Genomic DNA, 17,938 nt, shown 5'->3' on the forward strand with positions numbered 1-17,938 from the left:
GCAACAAATATCGGAGAGAAGTCGGTTTCTTCCACTTTTCCCGATTCACGGGGTGGTCACGTGCCTGAAACGGAAAGTTGCCCACAGTGGGGAAAACCTACACGTGCACGGGGAGGATTTCCCTGCGATTTTTGCCGGGTATGTCTGTACAGGAACAAGAACTGAACCGGCTGGTGGCAGGACGCACCGGGCTGGCACTGCATAACGTAAAAGGCACCATCGGGCTGCTGGACCAGGGCGCCACCGTGCCCTTCATTGCGCGCTACCGCAAAGCCCAGACAGGAGGGCTGGACGAGGAGCAGATACGCGACATTGCCAAGGCGCATCAGTATCTGAAAGACCTGCTGAGCCGCAAAGAGACGATTCTGAGCACAATAGCTGAGCAAGGCAAGCTGACGCCCGAGCTGAAGCAGCAGATAGAACGCTGCTTTGACGCCACCGAGCTGGAAGACCTGTATCTGCCCTACAAGCCCAAGCGCAAAACCAAAGCCACCGTGGCGCTGGAACAGGGGCTAGGGCCGTTGGCCGAGCGCATGATGAGCCAGCAGGACCGTGGCGAAGACAAAAACGCACTGGTACAGCCCTTTGTGACCGGCGAACTGTGCACCAAGAAAGAGGCCATTACTGGGGCGCAGTACATCATCGCCGAGCAGGTGGCCGAGCACAGCGAAATTCGCGGCGTACTGCGCAAGGAACTACAGGAGCGCGGCGTGGCCGTGAGCAAACTGAAGCAGCCCGACCACAAGGAGGCCAGCAAGTTTGAGCTGTATCACGACTTTCAGCTGACGACCAAGCAGATAAAGCCCCACCAGTACCTGGCGCTACAGCGCGGCGAAACGCTGGGCATTCTAACTGTGGGGCTGGAACTGGACGAAGCCGAAGCCGAAGACTTCATAGCCCGGAAAATGGGCTGGAACCACAACCTGCTGTTTGCCGAAGAATACCGCGCGGCACTGAAGATGGGCCTGACGCGCTACCTGCTGCCCAGCCTGGAGCGGGAAGTGCGCAACGCATTGAAGGAGCAGGCCGATGCGCATTCCATCAAGGTGTTTGCGGCCAACCTGCGCAACCTGCTGCTGCAACAGCCGATAGCGAACAAGGTGGTGATGGGGCTGGACCCCGGCTTTGCGTCGGGCTGCAAAGTGGCCGTGGTGGGCCGGCAGGGCGAGTACATGACCGGCGAAGTGATTTACCCGGTAGAACCCAAACGCGACCTGGCCGGCAGCGAACGTACGCTGCTGCGTCTGATTCAGCAGTATGGTGTAGAGCTGATTGCGATAGGCAACGGCACCGCCAGCCGCGAGACCGAGGAGTTTGTGGCTGGCATGCTGCGGAAGCACAAACTGAACGTGCAGTACCTGATTGTGAGCGAAGCGGGGGCGTCGGTGTACAGCGCGTCGGAACTGGCGCGGAAGGAGTTTCCGAATCTGGACGCCACGCAGCGGGGCAACATCAGCATAGCCCGGCGGGTGCAGGACCCCCTGGCCGAGCTGGTGAAGATAGACCCCAAGAGCCTGGGCGTGGGCATGTATCAGCACGACGTGGACGAGCGCATGCTGGAAGACGAACTACAGGCTGTAGTTGAACAGACGGTGAACGACGTGGGCGTAGACCTGAACACAGCTTCGGCGCGGCTGCTGCAGTTTGTGAGCGGCCTAAACGCGCGGTCGGCCGAGGAAGTAGTGGCCTACCGCAACCAGATAGGCCGCTTTACCAAGCGCAAGCAGTTGCTGGACGTGAAAGGCATTGGCGCCAAGGCATTTGAGCAGGCGGCGGGCTTTCTGCGCATCCGTGAGGGCGACGAGCCGCTGGACAACACGGCCATTCACCCCGAGAGCTACGACAAGGTGAAGCTGCTGGCCACCGAACTGAAAGCCGACACCAAGAACTTCCCTGCGCTGGGCCTGAAGCTGAAGCAACTGCCCGAACCCCAGAAGCGCACTCTGCTGGAGAAGGTGGCGGTGGACGAGCATACCTATGCGTTGATCGTAGACAACCTGTTGAAGCCAGGCCGCGACCCCCGCGAAGATGTGCCGGCCCCCATTCTGCGCAGCGACATCAAGCGAATGGAAGACCTGCGCGAAGGCGAGGTACTAAAAGGCACTGTGCGCAACGTGGTAGACTTTGGTGCCTTCGTAGACATCGGCCTGAAGAACGACGCCCTGCTGCACGTGAGCAAAATGCGCACGGGCTACAAGCGCGTGACCAATCCGCTGGAGGTGGTGCAGGTGGGCGACGTCATCACAGTGAAGGTGGACAAGATAGAGCACGAGCGCGGCCGCATCAGTCTGGCGCTGGTGAGCGACAACTAGGGCGCCCTACCCTACGCGATCCTTGTTCTGATACAAGCGCCTCTGCTTCAGGCTTCCTGCGGCAGGGGCGTTTCTGTTTCAGCGGCTGGCTGGGAACTGGCCTTAAGAGCTGGCAATGAAATGCGCAGGGCCATGAGGAAGGTCAGCAGCAGGAAGAAGGCGCAAGTAACATAAGGCATATAGTACAGCACCCCATAGAGTGCGCCACCCAGAATGGGACCGAAGATGCGGGCCAATGCACCGACACTCTGCATCTGGCCGAGGATGCGGCCCTGCTCGTGGGGGTCGGCGAGTTGGGAGACGATGCTGTTGGCGGCGGGCACCACAAGCGACTGGCCGAAAGCCCCGATGGCCACCAGCGCCAGTTCGAGGGTGTAGAGCGCCCAGACAGGAGCGAACGGAATGAGCCCGAGGCCAAGTGCCATAAGCAGGATGCCCCCGCGTAGAATGCGGATTTCGCCAAAACGGCGGGAGAAGAAACCGATGAGCCCACCCTGTATGAGTGCCGCCACCAGCCCCATGAAGGCAAACATATAACTGATGCCCTCGTCGTCGAGGTGGTAATGGTCTTTCCAAAGGAGGGCGTTGACCATCATCTGGGTAGCAAAGGCGAACACCAGCAGGAAGTAGAGCAGGAACATTCGGCCCAGCATGGGACGCTGGATGAGCTCGAAGAGATAGTCGAACTTGAAGAGCTCGAGTTTGGTCTCCTGCTTGGGTTCCTTCAGCGACTCAGGGAGGAAAAACCAGGCCAGTATGAGGTTGAGGGTGCAGAGCCCGGCAGCGAACATACCGACGCCGATGAGGTCGAAATACTTCTTGAGCAGGCCCCCGATGGGCGGGCCGAAGATGAAGCCGAGGCCGAAGGCAGCGCCGATGAGGCCCATTGCCTTGGCCCGGCTGCGGACGTCGGTGACATCGGTGATATAGGCCTGCGCCACGCCGAGGTTAGCCGAGCCGATACCGGCGAGCGCCCGTGCTGTCATGAGAATGAGCAGCGTGGACGAGAAGCCGAAGAGCGCGTAGGCCAATGCGTTGATAGCGATGGAAATAAGCAGCAGTGGGCGGCGGCCATAGCGGTCGGACAGGCTGCCCCAGATAGGCCCAAACACAAACTGCATGATGGAGAAGATGGAGGCCGTAAAACCCACCAGCCAGGGCTCGGCGCCAAGCTCGCGTGAGATGTTGGGCAGGATGGGCAACACCAGTCCAAAGCCCACGAGGTCGAGAAAGACGGTGAGAAAGAGGATGGCGAGGGGCGAACGAAAGAGCGAAAGGGACACGCGCGTGATGAGAAAATCAAAGGCTTGTTAAAGCCCGAGGCAAACTTACCGCTATTGCTGCCTGTGATGTACGATTCACCCACCCGAAAGCGATTTAATAATACTTATAGGCACCCAATGAACTACCTCATGCGCAAGCTGCTATTCCTTCTGCTGCCTTTTCTGTATCAGGCGGCCCATGCCCAGATAGACCTGCCACTGGCGAGCCCCCAGGCCAGTGTAACACAGACGATTGGCCTTACAAACATCACCATCAACTATTCGCGGCCCAGCACCAAAGGGCGCGCCATCTGGGGCAAACTGGTGCCATACAATGAGGTATGGCGCACGGGGGCAAACAACTGTACCCAGATTCTCTTCAATACAGAGGTGCAGCTTGGCAACGTGCGGGTGCCAGCGGGCCGTTACTCACTGTTCACCATTCCAACCGCGGGCGAATGGACAGTAATCGTCAACCGGAACACCAGCCTGTGGGGTTCTTTTGGCTACAACCAGAGCGAAGACGTATGCCGCTTCACGGTGAAGCCCATTGCCGGAGAGTATACCGAGACCTTCACGATTGACTTCTCGAACCTGAAGGAGAACAGTGCCACCATAGACATTCGATGGGACGAGCTGATTCTGCGCATTCCGGTGCAGGTGGAAGTGCAGAACCGCGTAAAAGAAAACATCGTGCGGGCAGTGGATGGTACCTGGCGCACCTATGCTACCGCAGCCAGCTATTATCTGGACAACAACCAGGAATTGCCAACCGCGCTGCAGTACATCGACAAATCGATTGTCCTACAGGAAGATACGTGGAACTACTTCCTGAAGTCGCGCCTGCTGGCCAAGACAGGCGACTACCGGGGCGCGGTGACGGCGGCCGAGAAGTCGCTGCTGCTGGCCAAAGCCACGCAGAACGACTTCTACATCAAGGCAAATGAAACCAACCTTGCCGAGTGGCGGCTGAAAGTGCCCACCGAAGAGCGCCAGCCGAACAACAACGGGCAGCCGAGCAAGCGCAAGTAAGCGTCCCCAGCCTTACGTTAGTCTCTATCATCCGCCTCCAGGGTGCCCGCAAGCTGCCGGGCCGATGGAGGCGGTTCGTTTCGGAACAGGGTGTACTGGCAAAGGAGAGCGGCCAGCGGCACCAGCAGCGTACCTACCAGGTTGTACCAGAGGTACGACATGCCTGTACCAAAGAAGCAGGCCAGTACAGCTGCCTGTGCCACCAGCGCACCCACAAACACGGCATTGCCGCGGATGGTACGCAAGAAAAAGGCCGTAAGGAAAATGCCAAGAATGGTGCCGTAGAAAAGCGAACCCAGGATGTTGACAGTCTCGATGAGGTTACCGAGGCGGGCAGCAAAGCCTGCGGTGAGGATACAGAAAATGCCCCAAAGCAGTGTGCTGATACGGCCGGCCTTGACGTAGTGCTCCTCAGAAGCGTCGGGGCGGATCATGCGGCGGTACACATCCACAATGGTGCTGGAGGTGAGGGAGTTGAGCGCCGCAGAGCACGAAGACATGGACGCTGCGAAGATGACAGCGATGACCAAGCCCACAAGCCCGCGGGGCAAGTTCTGCACCACGAAGGTGAGGAAGACGAAATCGTTGTCGGCGGGGGCCGGTGCACCCGTCGCTTTTTCCACCACAGCCATTGCCTGCTTGCGGAGGGCTTTTTCCTCGCCGAGTGTCTGCTGATACTGCTGCTGAAGTGGTGCAACGTTGGGAAGCGACTGGGCTTCAGCGGCAGCCAGCGCCTCGGCCAGGGCTTTCTTGCGCTGGAAGAGGGCCTGGTGCTGCTGCTCCAGCGCCTGGAACTCGGCGGCATGCGGAGATGCCAGTACCTCGGCGCGCTTCTCGGAATGGAAATACAGCTGGGGCTGGTTGAACTGGTAGAAGGCAAAGACCATTACCCCGACGAAGAGGATAACCACCTGCATGGGCACCTTGATAAAACCATTGAGGATGAGGCCCATGCGGCTTTCCTTTACCGACGGCGCGGTGAGGTAACGCTGCACCTGGCTCTGGTCGGTGCCGAAGTATGAGAGCTGAAGGAAGAAGCCACCGATGATACCGGAATAGAGGGTATAACGGTCTTCCCACCAGTTGGGCGGGGTGGTGATGGCCTGCATGCGGCCCGCGGCGCCTGCCACATCGAGTGCCGAGGTGAAGCTGACGGTTTCGGGCAGGAGGGAGAGCGTGACGCCCAGGGCGGCAAACATGCCGATCCAGATGACGGCCATCTGCTGCATCTGGGTGTAGCCCACGGCTTTGGCCCCGCCAGTAACGGTGTAGACGATGACGGCCAGCCCGATGAAAGTGGTGGTGGCGGTGGTGTTCCAGCCGATGAGCAGGCTAAGGACCAACGCCGGGGCATAGAGTGTGAAACCGGTACTGAGGCCTCGCTGGAGGAGGAAGAGAAACGCTGCAAAAGTGCGCGTCTTGAGGTCGAAGCGACGTTCGAGGTACTCGTAGGCGGTATATACGCCGAGTGTGTGGAAGCGCGGAATGAAGGCTATACACAGCACAATCATGGCCAGAGGAAGGCCAAAATAGAACTGCACGAACCGCATGCCGTCGCTGTAGCCCTGCCCGGTAGTGCTGAGAAAAGTAATGGCGCTGGCCTGCGTCGCCATGACGGAGAGGCCGACCATGTACCAGGGAATTTCTCGGTTGGCAAGAAGATAGGCGCGCATGTCCTTGCTTCGCCCACCTTTCCAGACCCCGTACAGCACGATGGAGACGAGTGTCAGAAAGAGGACAATCCAGTCGATGAGATGCATAGGCTGGAAAGGCTAAGAGAAAGTGTTGGTAAGCCACCAGAGGCCTAAAATGCAGACCACAAGCCAGAATGCCAACAGAAGGTAAAGGTTGCGCCAGCCAATGCGCGGGGGCGTCTCGGGGTCAGTTGCTGCCATTGGCTTTGCTTAGATTCAGGAGGTTGACAAACAAACGATAGGCACCGGGCACACCAGCAGGCAACTGGCGGAAGAAGGCCAACCCAGTGTAGACGAAATGGCCTTTGCCACAGCGGGCGACAAGCAGCGCACCGTCAAGGTCGTTGGAATCGTCATCGAGCACGTCCTGGGTGCGGAAGACAGGCTTCCACTCAGGGCCCCAGGTTTCAGCGAAATACAACCCCCGCTCCTGTACCCAGCCCTGATAGTCGGCTGCGGTAAGACGGTTGGGGAAATTGAGGGCGGGATGGCGGGCGTCGATGGCATTGAGGGCTGCATCTTCTTCCGTGACACGCCCCCGACCAAGTGAGAGGGCGAATGGGCCGAGTTTGTCGGTAACAAGTCCTTGACTGGTGCTGTACTGTTCTACCACAGTACCGCCCGCTTCTGCATAAGCAATGAGGCGAGGCATCCAGGCGCGAAGGCGGCGCTCGGTATTGAAGGCACGCACGCCGATGACGATGGCATCGTAAACGGAAAGATCGCCTGCGAGAAGGGTTTCATCGGCAAGCATGTCCACCTGAAGACCCACCTGTTGCAGCGCTTCAGGCACTTCGTCGCCTGCGCCCATGATGTAGCCAATTCGCTTGGCCACAGATACGAGTTCGACCTTGGTTAGGCGGCTTTGCGCTGGCGGATATAGTGTCTGAATGGGGATATGAGGATATTCGATGCGGATGCGGCCACGGTTCCAGGTGTTGGCGCCCACCTGTACTTCGGCCTGTAAGGTACCTTCCGTAGCGCTTTTTGGCGGTGTCACGGTAAAGGCCAGGACCTGCTCGGCATCGGTATCGGCCAGGTCAAATGGCCGGGAGGTGGGCGAGATCAGCCAGCAGGCTGGGGCTTTGAGGCGGGCTTCGCCTATTTGGGCACCCGCAGTACTGGTGACACGCACTTTTACCTCTTGGGCACCATTGGCAAACACCAGCGCCTGCGACGGCAGACTGACCAGCACTGGCGGTGCAACCTCAATGGGTCGCAGGCGCTCGCCGAAGGTAGGATCCACCCACTTGTAGCGCACGGGCACACTCAGGGAGAGAATCTGCTCTGCCTTTTCGCCAAAGGCCAGTTCGGCCATTACCTGAAAGGGCTCGTACTCGGGCTGCCCCACCAGCTGCTGGTGTGGGTGCTGGAAGCGGAAGCCATTGGCTGGCTGCGACAGCCAGTAGAGCGTGGACGTCCAGGCAAGCGGGTATTGCTCCATGACCCGGGCAGGAACCGACACCACCTGATTGTCGGGCAAGAGGACAAACTCGTCGGCACGGCCTTTGGTATAATCGAGCACACGCACAGGCATCTGTGCAGGACGGCGACGCACAACGGAAAGCGTAACCACGGGATTGACACCAGGCTGAACAGTAAAGGCAGGAGCAGTGGCTTCGAGATAAATGCCTGCGCAGGCAAAAACCAGGTGTGTGATTTCGCGCCGCTTGGTTACGAGAAGGGGTTCGGCTTCGATATTGTCACCGACATCATTCAACAGCCGGAGGGCCTCCAAAAGATGGGGCAAAGCTTTTTCGGGAGCCAGAGGATCGAAGGCCTTTTCGGCCTGAGCAAGCACCTCGCCGACTGCGGGCAGCCCTACGCGGTTCCAGGAGAGGTCAACACCTTCGAGAAGGTCGGATTTGGCAGGTTCACCGCCCCGGTGCTGGAGATAATCCATACGGGCACCCCGGCGGCGTGAAGCGCCAAAGCCCTGACTGCTGTGCTGGCTTCGGCTTCGGCCAGCCACCTCGGTATAGCTTTCGCCAAGAAGGGGATTGTACTGACCAAGGTCTACCCCGAGGACGCCCTGCGGCAACTGGGCAAGGGTTTCGCCACGAAAGCCCTGAAAGGAGTTCCAGAAAATACGTTTGGCCTGCCAGGGGCTGAGGTAACGCAACTGTTCTGGAAACCGCTTGGGGTCGGCAGCAGCGGCAAACGCTTCTTCGGCCAGAATGGCGCTTGCGGTATGGTGGCCGTGGCCGCCTTCTCCTGTGACAGGGAAACGGGTGATGATGGCATCGGGCTGAAGGGAGCGGATGATCCAGACGACATCGCGGAGAATGGAGTCGCGGTTCCAGATACGGAAGGCCTCTTCGGGGGTTTTGGAGAAGCCATAGTCTATGGCACGGGTAAAGAACTGCTCAGCGCCATCGATTCGGCGTGCGGCGAGGAGTTCCTGCGTACGGATGAGGCCCATAAGTGGCCCCTGTTCGGTTCCAATGAGGTTCTGGCCGCCATCGCCACGGGTGAGCGCCAGATAGGCAGTGCGCACTTTTCGGCCCTTTGCCAGCCAGGAAAGCATGGCGGTGTTCTCGTCATCGGGGTGGGCCGCAACATAGAGCACGGTGCCCATAACCTGTGCCTTCTGGATGCCCAGGAGAATGTCGGCGGAAGTGAGCCCCTGCGCCGGAACAGGCTGAGCGCGCAAGAGGGAAAAGAAGGGGCTGACAAGAGCCAGCAGGACGACCAGGAGTCCGGATTTCTTCATGCGAGGAGAAGTAAGACGCTGGCTAAAGGTAGCCTATTCGACCGAGGAATTGGCCGATTCTTCCACCCGTTAAGGATTCGTTTACTTAACGTTTCTGAATTTCCAGCGCTTTGAGGCGAGCCTTGCCCCCCGGCAGCGCATAGACGGTGGCGATAACGTGGAGGTCGGCAGGTGGGGCTACGTAGTAGGTGTCGGGATTGATGCGGCGGAGGCTGTCTTCGATCCGCCGGACGTCGTCGTCGATGCCACGCATGGCATCCTCAAAACGTTTGGCATCGGCCGGGGTAGCGTAGTAGTTCTCAATGCCTGCGGTGAGGTTTAGGTATCCACTGGGGCGGCCCTGGGTTTCGGCTCCTTTGTACAACGCGGCCTCAGAGGTAAGACGGGCCAACAAGAGGCGTTCGCCCTCGCGGGGTTCTGGCTGCTGCTGAAAAATGCCAGTGGGCGCGAAGTAGCCGGTAGAGTCTTTGGCCAGCGTGAGATAGAGCACCTGGTCTTCGGGCAACAGGAGGGTTGTATCGGAGGTATTGGCGAAGAAGTCGTGGCGCAGGCGGGTGTCGGAGAGATCTACAGACTGAAAGTCGAAGCCGAGGACAACGTAGTTGCCGCGCATGAGGTCGCGGGGGTCGCGGGCGATACTGCGCATCTGGAGGGGCTGACCAAAGAGCAGGGGCCACATAGCCATAACGACCATGCCCACCAGAATGGCCAGCTGAAGCCCCGCGGCCAGCAGAAAGAAGCGGTGTTTGGGGGTCATTTGCCGGATTGGTCAGGGTGTTGAGACTTGAGTGCGCGGTTCCAGTAGGAATTGAGGCCCCAGAGCGCCGCACCACCGAGCGCAAAGAGGAAGGAGCCAAAGAGGAAGTCGGCAGAGATCATAAAGAACTTGGTGACCATATAGACGATGAGCATGAACACACCCATCATAAAGTGGTACTTGACGAAATGGCGACGGCCGTACCAAATACGGAACAGTGCCACCCCGATAAAGAGAAGGTTGAAGAAGAGAAAAGCGACGTAACGGGCATATCCTTCGTTGAGGAAAGCCGGGTTATCGGTGGCGTAATTGCCTTCGAGCTGGAGAGAAGCGACCGCAACATGAAACCTGTAGAGGATACCAACTGCCACAAAAATGGGCAGGGCGATAGCCAGGGCAATCCAGGACTCAATACCTGGCTTAACGCGTGCCGAGACAGCCCCCCCCGCCACCAGCGCCAGCAAGCCGATGATTGAGATGCCGCCAGTGTAATAGACATCGCCGGACTCAGAGAACGTGAGGAAGTAGAGCATTGTCCCCAGCCCAAAGAAATGCAGATGGGCAATGCGCTGTGCGAGTTCGGTGCCAATGCGCTGGCGGGCCACTGGCAGCAATGAGACCATAAAGAACAGGCCTCCGGCGATAAACGTCAGATAGGGGAAGATGTCTTCGTCGAACCGGCTGCCGCCATTGGTGATAAGACCTTCGAGGCGCAAGGCAAAGAGCCAGAAGTTGACCACACCCGTAAGGACTGCCCATTTGCCGCCGTAGCGCCACAGCAGCACCAGACTAAGGGCCAGCATAGCATAACCGAAGTATGGGAAGGGGTCGGAAAAGGCGGAGAGCTGCCAGGCGAAAAAGAGCATCTGCACCACAATGTTCTGTAGCTGACTGCGGCACAGGATGACACCCGGCATAGCCCCGATGGCCCACCAGAGCACTCCATTGGGCCAGTGAGAAGAGATGTGGTAAATCTGCGCCTGGAGAAAGAGATTGGCGCCAAAGAGCATGGCGGCAAAGAACAGGGCAAGGTCCAGTTCGAGGGGCTTGTCGTTACGGATGGCGCGCCAGGCAAACCAGTACGCAGCCAGCAACGGCAACAGCGCGACGACCGTCTGGACAGGTGCGCCCATGTTTGCCCAGTTCTCGGAGATGAGCAGCACCAGCGCCGTGAAGATGAAGAAGAGCGCAACCGCCTTGAGGATGAAGCCCGTGCGGAGATACCAAGGCGTGTTATCCTCCGCTGAGCCCAGCAACTGGTAACGTTCGGCCAGTTTCTGGTGCACCTCAGGGGAGATGAGGCCTTCGTCGCGCCAGAGGTCAAGCTCGCGCTTGAAGTGCGGGTTGTGTTTAAGTGGGTTGCTCATGTTTCAGCCGGACAAGCCGGGTAGTATCCACCACCAAGTTAGACGAAACGCGGGGTTTCGGTGTCGCGATGATACTTACAGAGAAAACTTTTCTGTAACAACATCACGAATCAATCTAATTAAAATGACAAAGACTGCCACTGTAGCAATGGCAGTCTTAAAGAGAGTTTCTAAATATAGAATCTTACCTTTCCTGGTAGAAAGAAAAGGACTCTACGTATTTATTGGGGTTTTGCAACATAACCGAGTCCTTCCCAGATCCGTCTTCGTTAATACTGTATATATATTTATTCTGGCTAGACATATTTTGCCCAGAATAATATATTTTACGTGACAGGGGAGACATGGTAACAGCTCCAGGATATCTAACTTTTGCAATCGTAGACAATCCGGTTCCATCAGCATTCATTTTCAGTACTTTATCTCCATTACTATCGACTATAAATAATTGAGAGTTAGCGTGATCATAGTACAAATCTTCACACCACTGCACTCCGGATTGCAATATTGCAACTGGCCGGGACGACTTATCAAGAGGTGCCCTGAATATGGTAGTGCCATTGGCCCAGTACAATATCTTGTTCATTGTATCAACTACAAGGGCCTTATACATCGGATAACCAGCAAAAAGGGTATCTTTTACACCTGTTTTCAGATTATAACGCAGGAAATGTGCTGCCTGCATGAAAATCATAGTATTACTACCAGCAGCAGCAGCGCATCTTGTATTTAAACTGGAGCCTACCTGACTTAGCAATTCAGAAATACCAGATGGATTTCCCATTTTAAAATAAAAAGTTTTTCCATCATATTCAGATACGAAAATATTTTTTGTCAGTGGCTCAATAGCTAATGTATAGTAATTGTGGCCATTATTAATAGAAATTTTCTCAATTTTTTTATCATCTATTGAGTATCTAAATACTCTGCTACTATCATCATCCACAAAGTAAATCGACTGAGGCTTTGATGCCACAATAGGCTCCGGCGTATCGCTTTTGGCACAACTTGCCGCTAATAGCATGACAACCAAGAACATAATAGAAAAAAATTTGCTCATATAATTCATTTGAGATGAAGCACGAAATAGAACAATTAGGCAAATAAAATCATTGTATATAATTGACTTTAACGTTTAATTAAGACATATGTCTATTGAACCGTTTCGACTAGGCATCTTGTGAAGTCATGCCTCTGAAGCAGCGTCAGAATTAGCCCAGAACCTGCAACCCAATTGTGACTATTAATAACATACAAGCGTTAACCACTAAAGCAAACGCTTTGCCGTAGATTCGCTGACGATGTTTCTTCGCTTCTTCCTGCTGCTGCGCAGCCACGGTTTGCCCATTGGCTTTGGCGAGTACCTGACCCTGCTGGAGGGATGCAGGAAAGAACTGCACGGCTATGATGCCGAGACCTTTTACGGCCTGGCGCGCACCGTGCTGGTGAAGCACGAGAAGCACCTGGACCTGTTTGACCGGCTGTTTGCCCTGCACTTCGGCCATGCGCAGGCCATTCCGGCGGAGGTGTTTGCCGAGATACCAGCTGAGTGGCTGGAAAGCGACTTTCTGCGGCAGCTGACCGACGAAGAGAAAGCCGCGCTGGAGAGCCTGGGCGGGTTGGACGCCCTGATGGAACGCCTGAAGCAACTGCTGGACGAGCAGCAGGAGCGCCACGAAGGCGGCAACCGCTGGATTGGCACAGGCGGTACAAGCCCCTTCGGTGCGAACGGCTACAACCCTGAGGGCTACCGGATTGGGCAGGAGGAAAGCCACCACCGGAAGGCGGTGAAAGTGTGGGAGAAACGCGAGTTCAGGAATCTGGACGACGACGAACTGCTGAGCAAACGCAATGTGCGGATGGCCCTGCGCAAGCTCCGTAAGCTGACCCGCGAAGGCAAAGCCGAAGAGCTGGACCTGCCGGGGACCATCCGGCAGACGTCGCGGCAGGCAGGGCTCCTAGATCTATCGTTTCAGCCGAGCCGCCAGAACCGGGTGAAGGTGCTGCTGCTGCTGGACACTGGTGGCAGCATGGACCCCTACGCCCAGATGACTGCCGAGCTGTTTGCAGCCGCCCGACACGAGTTCAAGCACCTGGAATTCTTTTACTTCCACAACTGCGTGTATGAAAGTCTGTGGAAAGACAACCGGCGCCGCCACAGCGCAGGCGGGCGCATGGCCACTCTGGAAGTGCTTCGGAAGTACAACAGCGACTGGAAAGTGGTGTTTGTGGGCGATGCGGCGATGTCGCCCTACGAAGTGATAGCGCCCGGCGGCAGTGTGGAACACTGGAACGAAGAAGCTGGAGAAGTGTGGCTGCGGCGGTTTGTGGCTCAGTTTCCGGCGCTGGTGTGGCTGAACCCCGACCACCCGAAGTACTGGGACAGCACCCGCAGCACACGGCTGATTCGCGACATTGTAGGCGACCGGATGTTCAGCCTGACGCCTGCGGGCATCGGTGAGGCGGTGAAAGTGCTGAAAAACCCCGGGGCCTGGCGCACCTCACATTCTGCCTGAGCCATGCTGCTGCGCCTGTACCGCATACTCCGAGCCAAAGGGGTGCCTGTGACGCTTGGCGAGCACCTGGACCTGATGGCAGGCCTGCGGCAGGAGCTGCATGGCTACACCGTGGAGGGGCTGTTCTCGTTGGGGATGGCGGTGCTGGTGAAGCAGGAGAAGCACCTGGAGGCCTACACAGTGGGGTTTGCGGAGTATGCCACCGGGCTTGAAGCCCTGCCACCTGAAGCCCTTGCAGAAGCCCTGACCGGACTGGATGACCTGCCCCCCGAACAGGCCGCCGAACTGCACGAACTGCTGGAAGCAGGCGAAATGACGCCGCCTGGAGCAGAAGGCAGCAGCCAGACGAACCAGCAGGCTGGGCGGGGAAAAGGCGGTGCAGGCATAGGCGAGCGCACGGAAAACGCCCAGGAAGGTTCGGCGGGGAAAGGCAGCGGGGGCCGAAGCCGGCAGGCGGGCCGCTGGAATGGCAGCGACCTGAAGCAGCTGCGCGACGACCAGCTGCTGGGAGCCCGCAACCTGCAAGTGGCCCTGCGGCAACTGCGCCGCCTGACCCGCGAAGGCCGCGCCCTGGAACTGGACCTGCCCGGCACCCTGCGCGCCACGGCCCGCCAAGGGGGCCTGTTGGACATACGCCTGCGCCCACCCCGCAAAAACCACCTGCGGCTGCTGCTGTTTCTGGACACCGGGGGCAGCATGGATGCCCATGCACGGGTGGCGAGCCAGCTGTTCAGTGCTGCTCGGCATACCTTCAAACGGCTGGAGGTGTTCTACTTCCACAACTTCATTTACGAAGGGGTGTGGAAACGGGAAAATGGCCATGCCAAAGCCGTGACGCTACCTGAGCTGATGCGGCAGTTTGACCGCCGCCACCGCGTGCTGATAGTGGGCGACGCCTCGATGAACCCGTTTGAGCTAGTGGATGCCGCCGATGCCCGGGCCCACGAGCGGCTGGAAGCCCAACCCGGCGTGAAGTGGTTTGCGCGACTGATGCACCACTACCCGCTGGCCGTGTGGTTGAACCCCGAACCCGTGCAATACTGGGAGGGGACGGCTACCATCCGGTGGATACGTGCGCTGGTGCAGAACCGGATGTATCCGCTGACACCCGAGGGCCTGCGCGAGGCCGTGCGCGAACTGAAAAAGCCCCGCGTGTGACACAGGGCTTTTGTTCTATTTAATTGAAAGCCAGAACATCAGAGCGGAATGTTGCCGTGCTTGCGCTGCGGGCGGTCCACCTTCTTGTTCTCCAGACTCTCGAAAGCGCGGATGAGCTTCCAGCGGGTGTCTTCGGGTACGATGACCTCGTCTACATAGCCGTGGTTGGCAGCGCGGTAGGGGTTGGCAAACTTGCGGGTGTACTCGTCCACCTTCTCCTGCAGCTTGGCTTCTGGGTCGGCGGCCTCGGTGATCTCCTTGCGGAAGATGATTTCGGCAGCGCCCTTGGCCCCCATTACTGCGATTTCGGCAGTAGGCCATGCGAAGTTGAGGTCAGCGCCGATGTGCTTGGAGTTCATTACGTCATAGGCACCGCCATAGGCCTTGCGGGTGATGACGGTGATGCGGGGGACGGTGGCCTCGCTGAAGGCGTAGAGCAGCTTGGCGCCGTGGGTGATGATGCCGTTCCACTCCTGGTCGGTGCCGGGGAGGAAGCCGGGTACATCTTCGAACACCAGCAGGGGGATGTTGAAGCAGTCGCAGAAGCGGACGAAACGGGCTGCCTTTACAGAGGCGTCGATATCCAATACACCGGCCTTGTCGGCAGGCTGGTTTGCTACGATACCGAGCACGCGGCCGTCGAGGCGGGCAAAGCCCACGACCATGTTCTGGGCAAAGGCCTCGTGGATTTCGTAGAAGGAGTTCTGGTCTACCACCAGCCGGATGACGTCCTTGATGTCGTACGACAGGTTGCTGTTGAGGGGCACGATGTCGTTGAGGGCGGGAATCTTGGCGTCGCGGGGCTCGGTGGAGAGGTAGCGCGGGGGCTTCTCCTGGTGGTTCTGGGGCAGGTAGCCGAGCAGCTGCTTCAGCTTCTGGATGGCCTCGATTTCGTCAGCGGCGGTGAGGTGGGTAACACCGCTTTTGCTGGCATGGGTGTAGGCACCGCCCAGTTCTTCGCTGGAGACATCTTCGTGGGTGACAGTCTTGACGACGTTGGGGCCGGTAACGAACATATAGGACGACTGCTCCACCATGAGGATGAAGTCGGTCATGGCGGGGCTGTAGACAGCACCGCCTGCGCAGGGGCCCATGATGGCGCTGAGTTGCGGGATGACGCCTGAGGCCTGTACGTTGCGGAAGAAGATGTCGGCATAGCCGCCGAGCGACACCACTCCCTCCTGAATGCGGGCACCGCCGGAGTCGTTGAGGCCGATGATGGGGCAGCCGTTGCGCAAGGCGAGGTCCATGACCTTGCAGATTTTCTCGGCGTGGGCCTGTGACAGCGAGCCACCGAAGACAGTGAAGTCCTGGCTGAAGACGTACACCTGACGGCCGTTGACCGTGCCGTAGCCGGTGATGACGCCATCGCCCAGGAAGCGCTGTTTCTCCAGACCGAACTCGTGGCTGCGGTGGGTCACCAGTTGGCCTATTTCCTGAAAGGAGCCAGCATCGAGCAGGAGGTCTACGCGCTCGCGGGCGGTGAGCTTGCCCTTTTTGTGCTGGGCTTCGATGCGGTCGGCGCCACCTCCTAGAAGGGCTTCTTCCTGCTTGCGCTTGAGTTTCTCTACGGGATGTTCCACAGGGTGGAGAGGGGAGTTCGGTGAAAGGAAAGGGCTGCGATCGGCTGTATATCAGCCCATTTTCTCGAGGACTTCCTCGGTCAGTTCCAGGTTGTGGAAGACCTTGGCCACGTCGTCGTCGTCTTCGAGCTTGTCGATAAGCTTGAGGACTTTCTCTACGTTCTCGCCTTCGAGGCGGACGTAGTTGGCGGGGATGCGCTGGAGCTCGGAGCTTTCGGGCTCCAGCTTCAGGGCTTCGATGCGGGAGGAGACAGCGCCGTAGTTCTCGAAGGGGCAGGTGACGGTGTAAAACTCGCCATCGCTCTCGACGTCTTCGGCACCAGCATCGGCCATTTCGAGGGTCAGGGTTTCTTCGTCAATGGCCGCAACGGGGATGGTCCAGACGCCTTTGCGCTCGAACATGTAGCCTACCGAGCCACTGGTGCCCAGACTGCCGCCACCGCGGGTGAGGGCAGCACGGAGATTGGCCACGGTCCGGTTGATGTTGTCGGTGGTGGTCTCGATCATAAGGGCCACACCGGCAGGGCCGTAGGCTTCGTAGACCTGCTCGGAGTAGTTGGCATCGTCGCCGGCACTCTTATTGATGGCGCGTTCGATAACATCCTTGGGCATGGAGGCCTTCTTGGCGGTGAGGACCGCCAGACGCAGACGGGGGTTGTTGTCGATGTTGGGCCCACCTTCCTTGGCCGCCACGGTGAGTTCGCGGATGAACTTGGTGAACATGGCGCTGCGCTTGCTGTCGAGGACGGCTTTCTTGCGCTTGATCTGGGCCCATTTACTGTGTCCTGCCATACGACGGTGGAGGTAGATTTTGCGGGAAAAACGTGCAAAGATAAGCGTAAGGCGGTGTAGTGCGGCAGCCCGCTGCAAGTGGCGGCAGGCAAAAAAGAGGTGTTAACTTGAAAGCTGAACACAACCCTTTCCGCTACTACCACCATGCGACTGCTGAAACCCCTGCTGCTGGCTGGCGCCCTGCTGATGACTACAGGAACCGCCGCCATCAGTGCCACCCCTACCCCTTCGCCCACAACACAAGGCCGCGACTGCCAGTACGGGCGTTGCCAGGCGCAGACAAAAGCCAACACCCGCTGTGCCAACTGCGTGAGCGGCAAAGGCCACAAGTACTGCAAGACCCACCGCGGCTACCGGCCGAAGTAATCAACTGGTGGTCAGACCCCTGCGAGCTTGAAGCGGTAGCCCCGCTTCCTCAGTTCCTCCTGCACCTTGGCGAGGTGATTGCCCTGAAGCAGGATTTCGCCGTCTTTCACGGCACCCCCTACCCCACAGGCTTTCTTCAATTGTTGGCCCAGTTCTTCCAGCGCACTGTCGGGGCCCACGAAATTGTAGACCACCGTGGCCTGCTTGCCGCCTTTCAGCTTCTTATCGAGGGTGACGCGGAGGTCCTGCTTTGCAGGTGGCAGGACTTCGGCGGCGGAGTCACTGTCAGCGGCACGGGCCTGGGCATCGGGATCGGTGCTGTAGACGAGGCCGCCCAGTTCAGAAAGGCTGCCGAGGCTTTTCTTCGACTTCATGGTGCAAACTTA

General features: G+C 58.3%; 14 protein-coding genes. 5 read left to right on the forward strand and 9 right to left on the reverse strand.

Going from position 1 to position 17,938, the window contains the following annotated elements; genetic code table 11:
• Positions 1 to 140: 140 nt before the first annotated feature.
• Positions 141 to 2,312: a Tex family protein gene (locus tag AC2D8O_RS09750; protein ID WP_484678628.1), complete on the forward strand. Its 2,172-nt coding sequence runs from the start codon at positions 141 to 143 to the stop codon at positions 2,310 to 2,312.
• A gap of 47 nt (positions 2,313 to 2,359) precedes the next feature.
• Here AC2D8O_RS09750 and AC2D8O_RS09755 read toward each other — a convergent pair whose 3' ends face one another.
• Positions 2,360 to 3,595, reverse strand: a complete 1,236-nt coding sequence (locus tag AC2D8O_RS09755; RefSeq protein WP_484678629.1) for an MFS transporter — start codon at positions 3,593 to 3,595, stop codon at positions 2,360 to 2,362.
• Between the two features lie 129 nt (positions 3,596 to 3,724).
• Between AC2D8O_RS09755 and AC2D8O_RS09760 the strand changes: the two genes are divergently transcribed.
• A complete protein-coding gene (locus AC2D8O_RS09760; RefSeq protein ID WP_484678630.1) occupies positions 3,725 to 4,606 on the forward strand; it encodes a DUF2911 domain-containing protein in 882 nt (293 codons plus the stop codon).
• A gap of 17 nt (positions 4,607 to 4,623) precedes the next feature.
• Here AC2D8O_RS09760 and AC2D8O_RS09765 read toward each other — a convergent pair whose 3' ends face one another.
• The 5 genes from AC2D8O_RS09765 to AC2D8O_RS09785 all read right to left on the reverse strand — a co-directional run bounded on the left by AC2D8O_RS09765 (position 4,624) and on the right by AC2D8O_RS09785 (position 12,197).
• A complete protein-coding gene (locus tag AC2D8O_RS09765) occupies positions 4,624 to 6,366 on the reverse strand; it encodes a sodium:solute symporter family protein (RefSeq protein WP_484678631.1) in 1,743 nt (580 codons plus the stop codon).
• A 121-nt stretch (positions 6,367 to 6,487) separates the two neighbouring features.
• Positions 6,488 to 9,013: a PIG-L family deacetylase gene (locus tag AC2D8O_RS09770; protein ID WP_484678632.1), complete on the reverse strand. Its 2,526-nt coding sequence runs from the start codon at positions 9,011 to 9,013 to the stop codon at positions 6,488 to 6,490.
• 85 nt (positions 9,014 to 9,098) lie between these two features.
• Positions 9,099 to 9,770: a GDYXXLXY domain-containing protein gene (locus AC2D8O_RS09775; protein WP_484678633.1), complete on the reverse strand. Its 672-nt coding sequence runs from the start codon at positions 9,768 to 9,770 to the stop codon at positions 9,099 to 9,101.
• A complete protein-coding gene (locus AC2D8O_RS09780) occupies positions 9,767 to 11,137 on the reverse strand; it encodes a DUF2157 domain-containing protein (protein ID WP_484678634.1) in 1,371 nt (456 codons plus the stop codon). The genes AC2D8O_RS09775 and AC2D8O_RS09780 overlap by 4 nt, the downstream gene beginning before the upstream one ends.
• Positions 11,138 to 11,321: 184 nt before the next feature.
• Positions 11,322 to 12,197, reverse strand: a complete 876-nt coding sequence (locus AC2D8O_RS09785; RefSeq protein ID WP_484678635.1) for a YncE family protein — start codon at positions 12,195 to 12,197, stop codon at positions 11,322 to 11,324.
• Positions 12,198 to 12,438: 241 nt separating this feature from the next.
• Here AC2D8O_RS09785 and AC2D8O_RS09790 point away from each other — a divergent pair, with 241 nt between their 5' ends.
• On the forward strand, positions 12,439 to 13,653 hold the full coding sequence (locus tag AC2D8O_RS09790) for a vWA domain-containing protein (protein WP_484678636.1): 1,215 nt from the start codon (positions 12,439 to 12,441) through the stop codon (positions 13,651 to 13,653).
• Between the two features lie 3 nt (positions 13,654 to 13,656).
• Positions 13,657 to 14,811, forward strand: coding sequence for a VWA domain-containing protein (locus AC2D8O_RS09795; protein WP_484678637.1), 1,155 nt, complete (start codon positions 13,657 to 13,659; stop codon positions 14,809 to 14,811).
• Between the two features lie 38 nt (positions 14,812 to 14,849).
• On the opposite strand, the gene AC2D8O_RS09800 is transcribed toward AC2D8O_RS09795, so the two are convergent.
• Positions 14,850 to 16,394 (reverse strand): acyl-CoA carboxylase subunit beta, encoded by a 1,545-nt coding sequence (locus AC2D8O_RS09800; RefSeq protein ID WP_484678638.1) that lies wholly within the window; start codon positions 16,392 to 16,394, stop codon positions 14,850 to 14,852.
• 51 nt (positions 16,395 to 16,445) lie between these two features.
• Positions 16,446 to 17,186: a YebC/PmpR family DNA-binding transcriptional regulator gene (locus AC2D8O_RS09805; protein WP_484678639.1), complete on the reverse strand. Its 741-nt coding sequence runs from the start codon at positions 17,184 to 17,186 to the stop codon at positions 16,446 to 16,448.
• Between the two features lie 144 nt (positions 17,187 to 17,330).
• Here AC2D8O_RS09805 and AC2D8O_RS09810 point away from each other — a divergent pair, with 144 nt between their 5' ends.
• A complete protein-coding gene (locus AC2D8O_RS09810) occupies positions 17,331 to 17,552 on the forward strand; it encodes a hypothetical protein (RefSeq protein WP_484678640.1) in 222 nt (73 codons plus the stop codon).
• An 11-nt stretch (positions 17,553 to 17,563) separates the two neighbouring features.
• On the opposite strand, the gene AC2D8O_RS09815 is transcribed toward AC2D8O_RS09810, so the two are convergent.
• Complete coding sequence (locus tag AC2D8O_RS09815) at positions 17,564 to 17,926, reverse strand: translation initiation factor (protein WP_484678641.1); 363 nt, start codon at positions 17,924 to 17,926, stop codon at positions 17,564 to 17,566.
• Positions 17,927 to 17,938 lie beyond the last annotated feature (12 nt).

It is taken from the genome of Pontibacter sp. T17, from assembly GCF_057219875.1.

Bases quoted from the DNA above. Each gene is read 5' to 3' on its own strand.
- AC2D8O_RS09760 (WP_484678630.1), top strand. From the start codon at position 3,725: ATGCGCAAGCTGCTATTCCTTCTGCTGCCTTTTCTGTATCAGGCGGCC.
- AC2D8O_RS09815 (WP_484678641.1), bottom strand. From the start codon at position 17,926: ATGAAGTCGAAGAAAAGCCTCGGCAGCCTTTCTGAACTGGGCGGCCTC.
- AC2D8O_RS09770 (WP_484678632.1), bottom strand. From the start codon at position 9,013: ATGAAGAAATCCGGACTCCTGGTCGTCCTGCTGGCTCTTGTCAGCCCC.
- AC2D8O_RS09775 (WP_484678633.1), bottom strand. From the start codon at position 9,770: ATGACCCCCAAACACCGCTTCTTTCTGCTGGCCGCGGGGCTTCAGCTG.
- AC2D8O_RS09795 (WP_484678637.1), top strand. From the start codon at position 13,657: ATGCTGCTGCGCCTGTACCGCATACTCCGAGCCAAAGGGGTGCCTGTG.
- AC2D8O_RS09790 (WP_484678636.1), top strand. From the start codon at position 12,439: ATGTTTCTTCGCTTCTTCCTGCTGCTGCGCAGCCACGGTTTGCCCATT.
- AC2D8O_RS09810 (WP_484678640.1), top strand. From the start codon at position 17,331: ATGCGACTGCTGAAACCCCTGCTGCTGGCTGGCGCCCTGCTGATGACT.
- AC2D8O_RS09805 (WP_484678639.1), bottom strand. From the start codon at position 17,186: ATGGCAGGACACAGTAAATGGGCCCAGATCAAGCGCAAGAAAGCCGTC.
- AC2D8O_RS09765 (WP_484678631.1), bottom strand. From the start codon at position 6,366: ATGCATCTCATCGACTGGATTGTCCTCTTTCTGACACTCGTCTCCATC.
- AC2D8O_RS09750 (WP_484678628.1), top strand. From the start codon at position 141: ATGTCTGTACAGGAACAAGAACTGAACCGGCTGGTGGCAGGACGCACC.
- AC2D8O_RS09785 (WP_484678635.1), bottom strand. From the start codon at position 12,197: ATGAGCAAATTTTTTTCTATTATGTTCTTGGTTGTCATGCTATTAGCG.
- AC2D8O_RS09780 (WP_484678634.1), bottom strand. From the start codon at position 11,137: ATGAGCAACCCACTTAAACACAACCCGCACTTCAAGCGCGAGCTTGAC.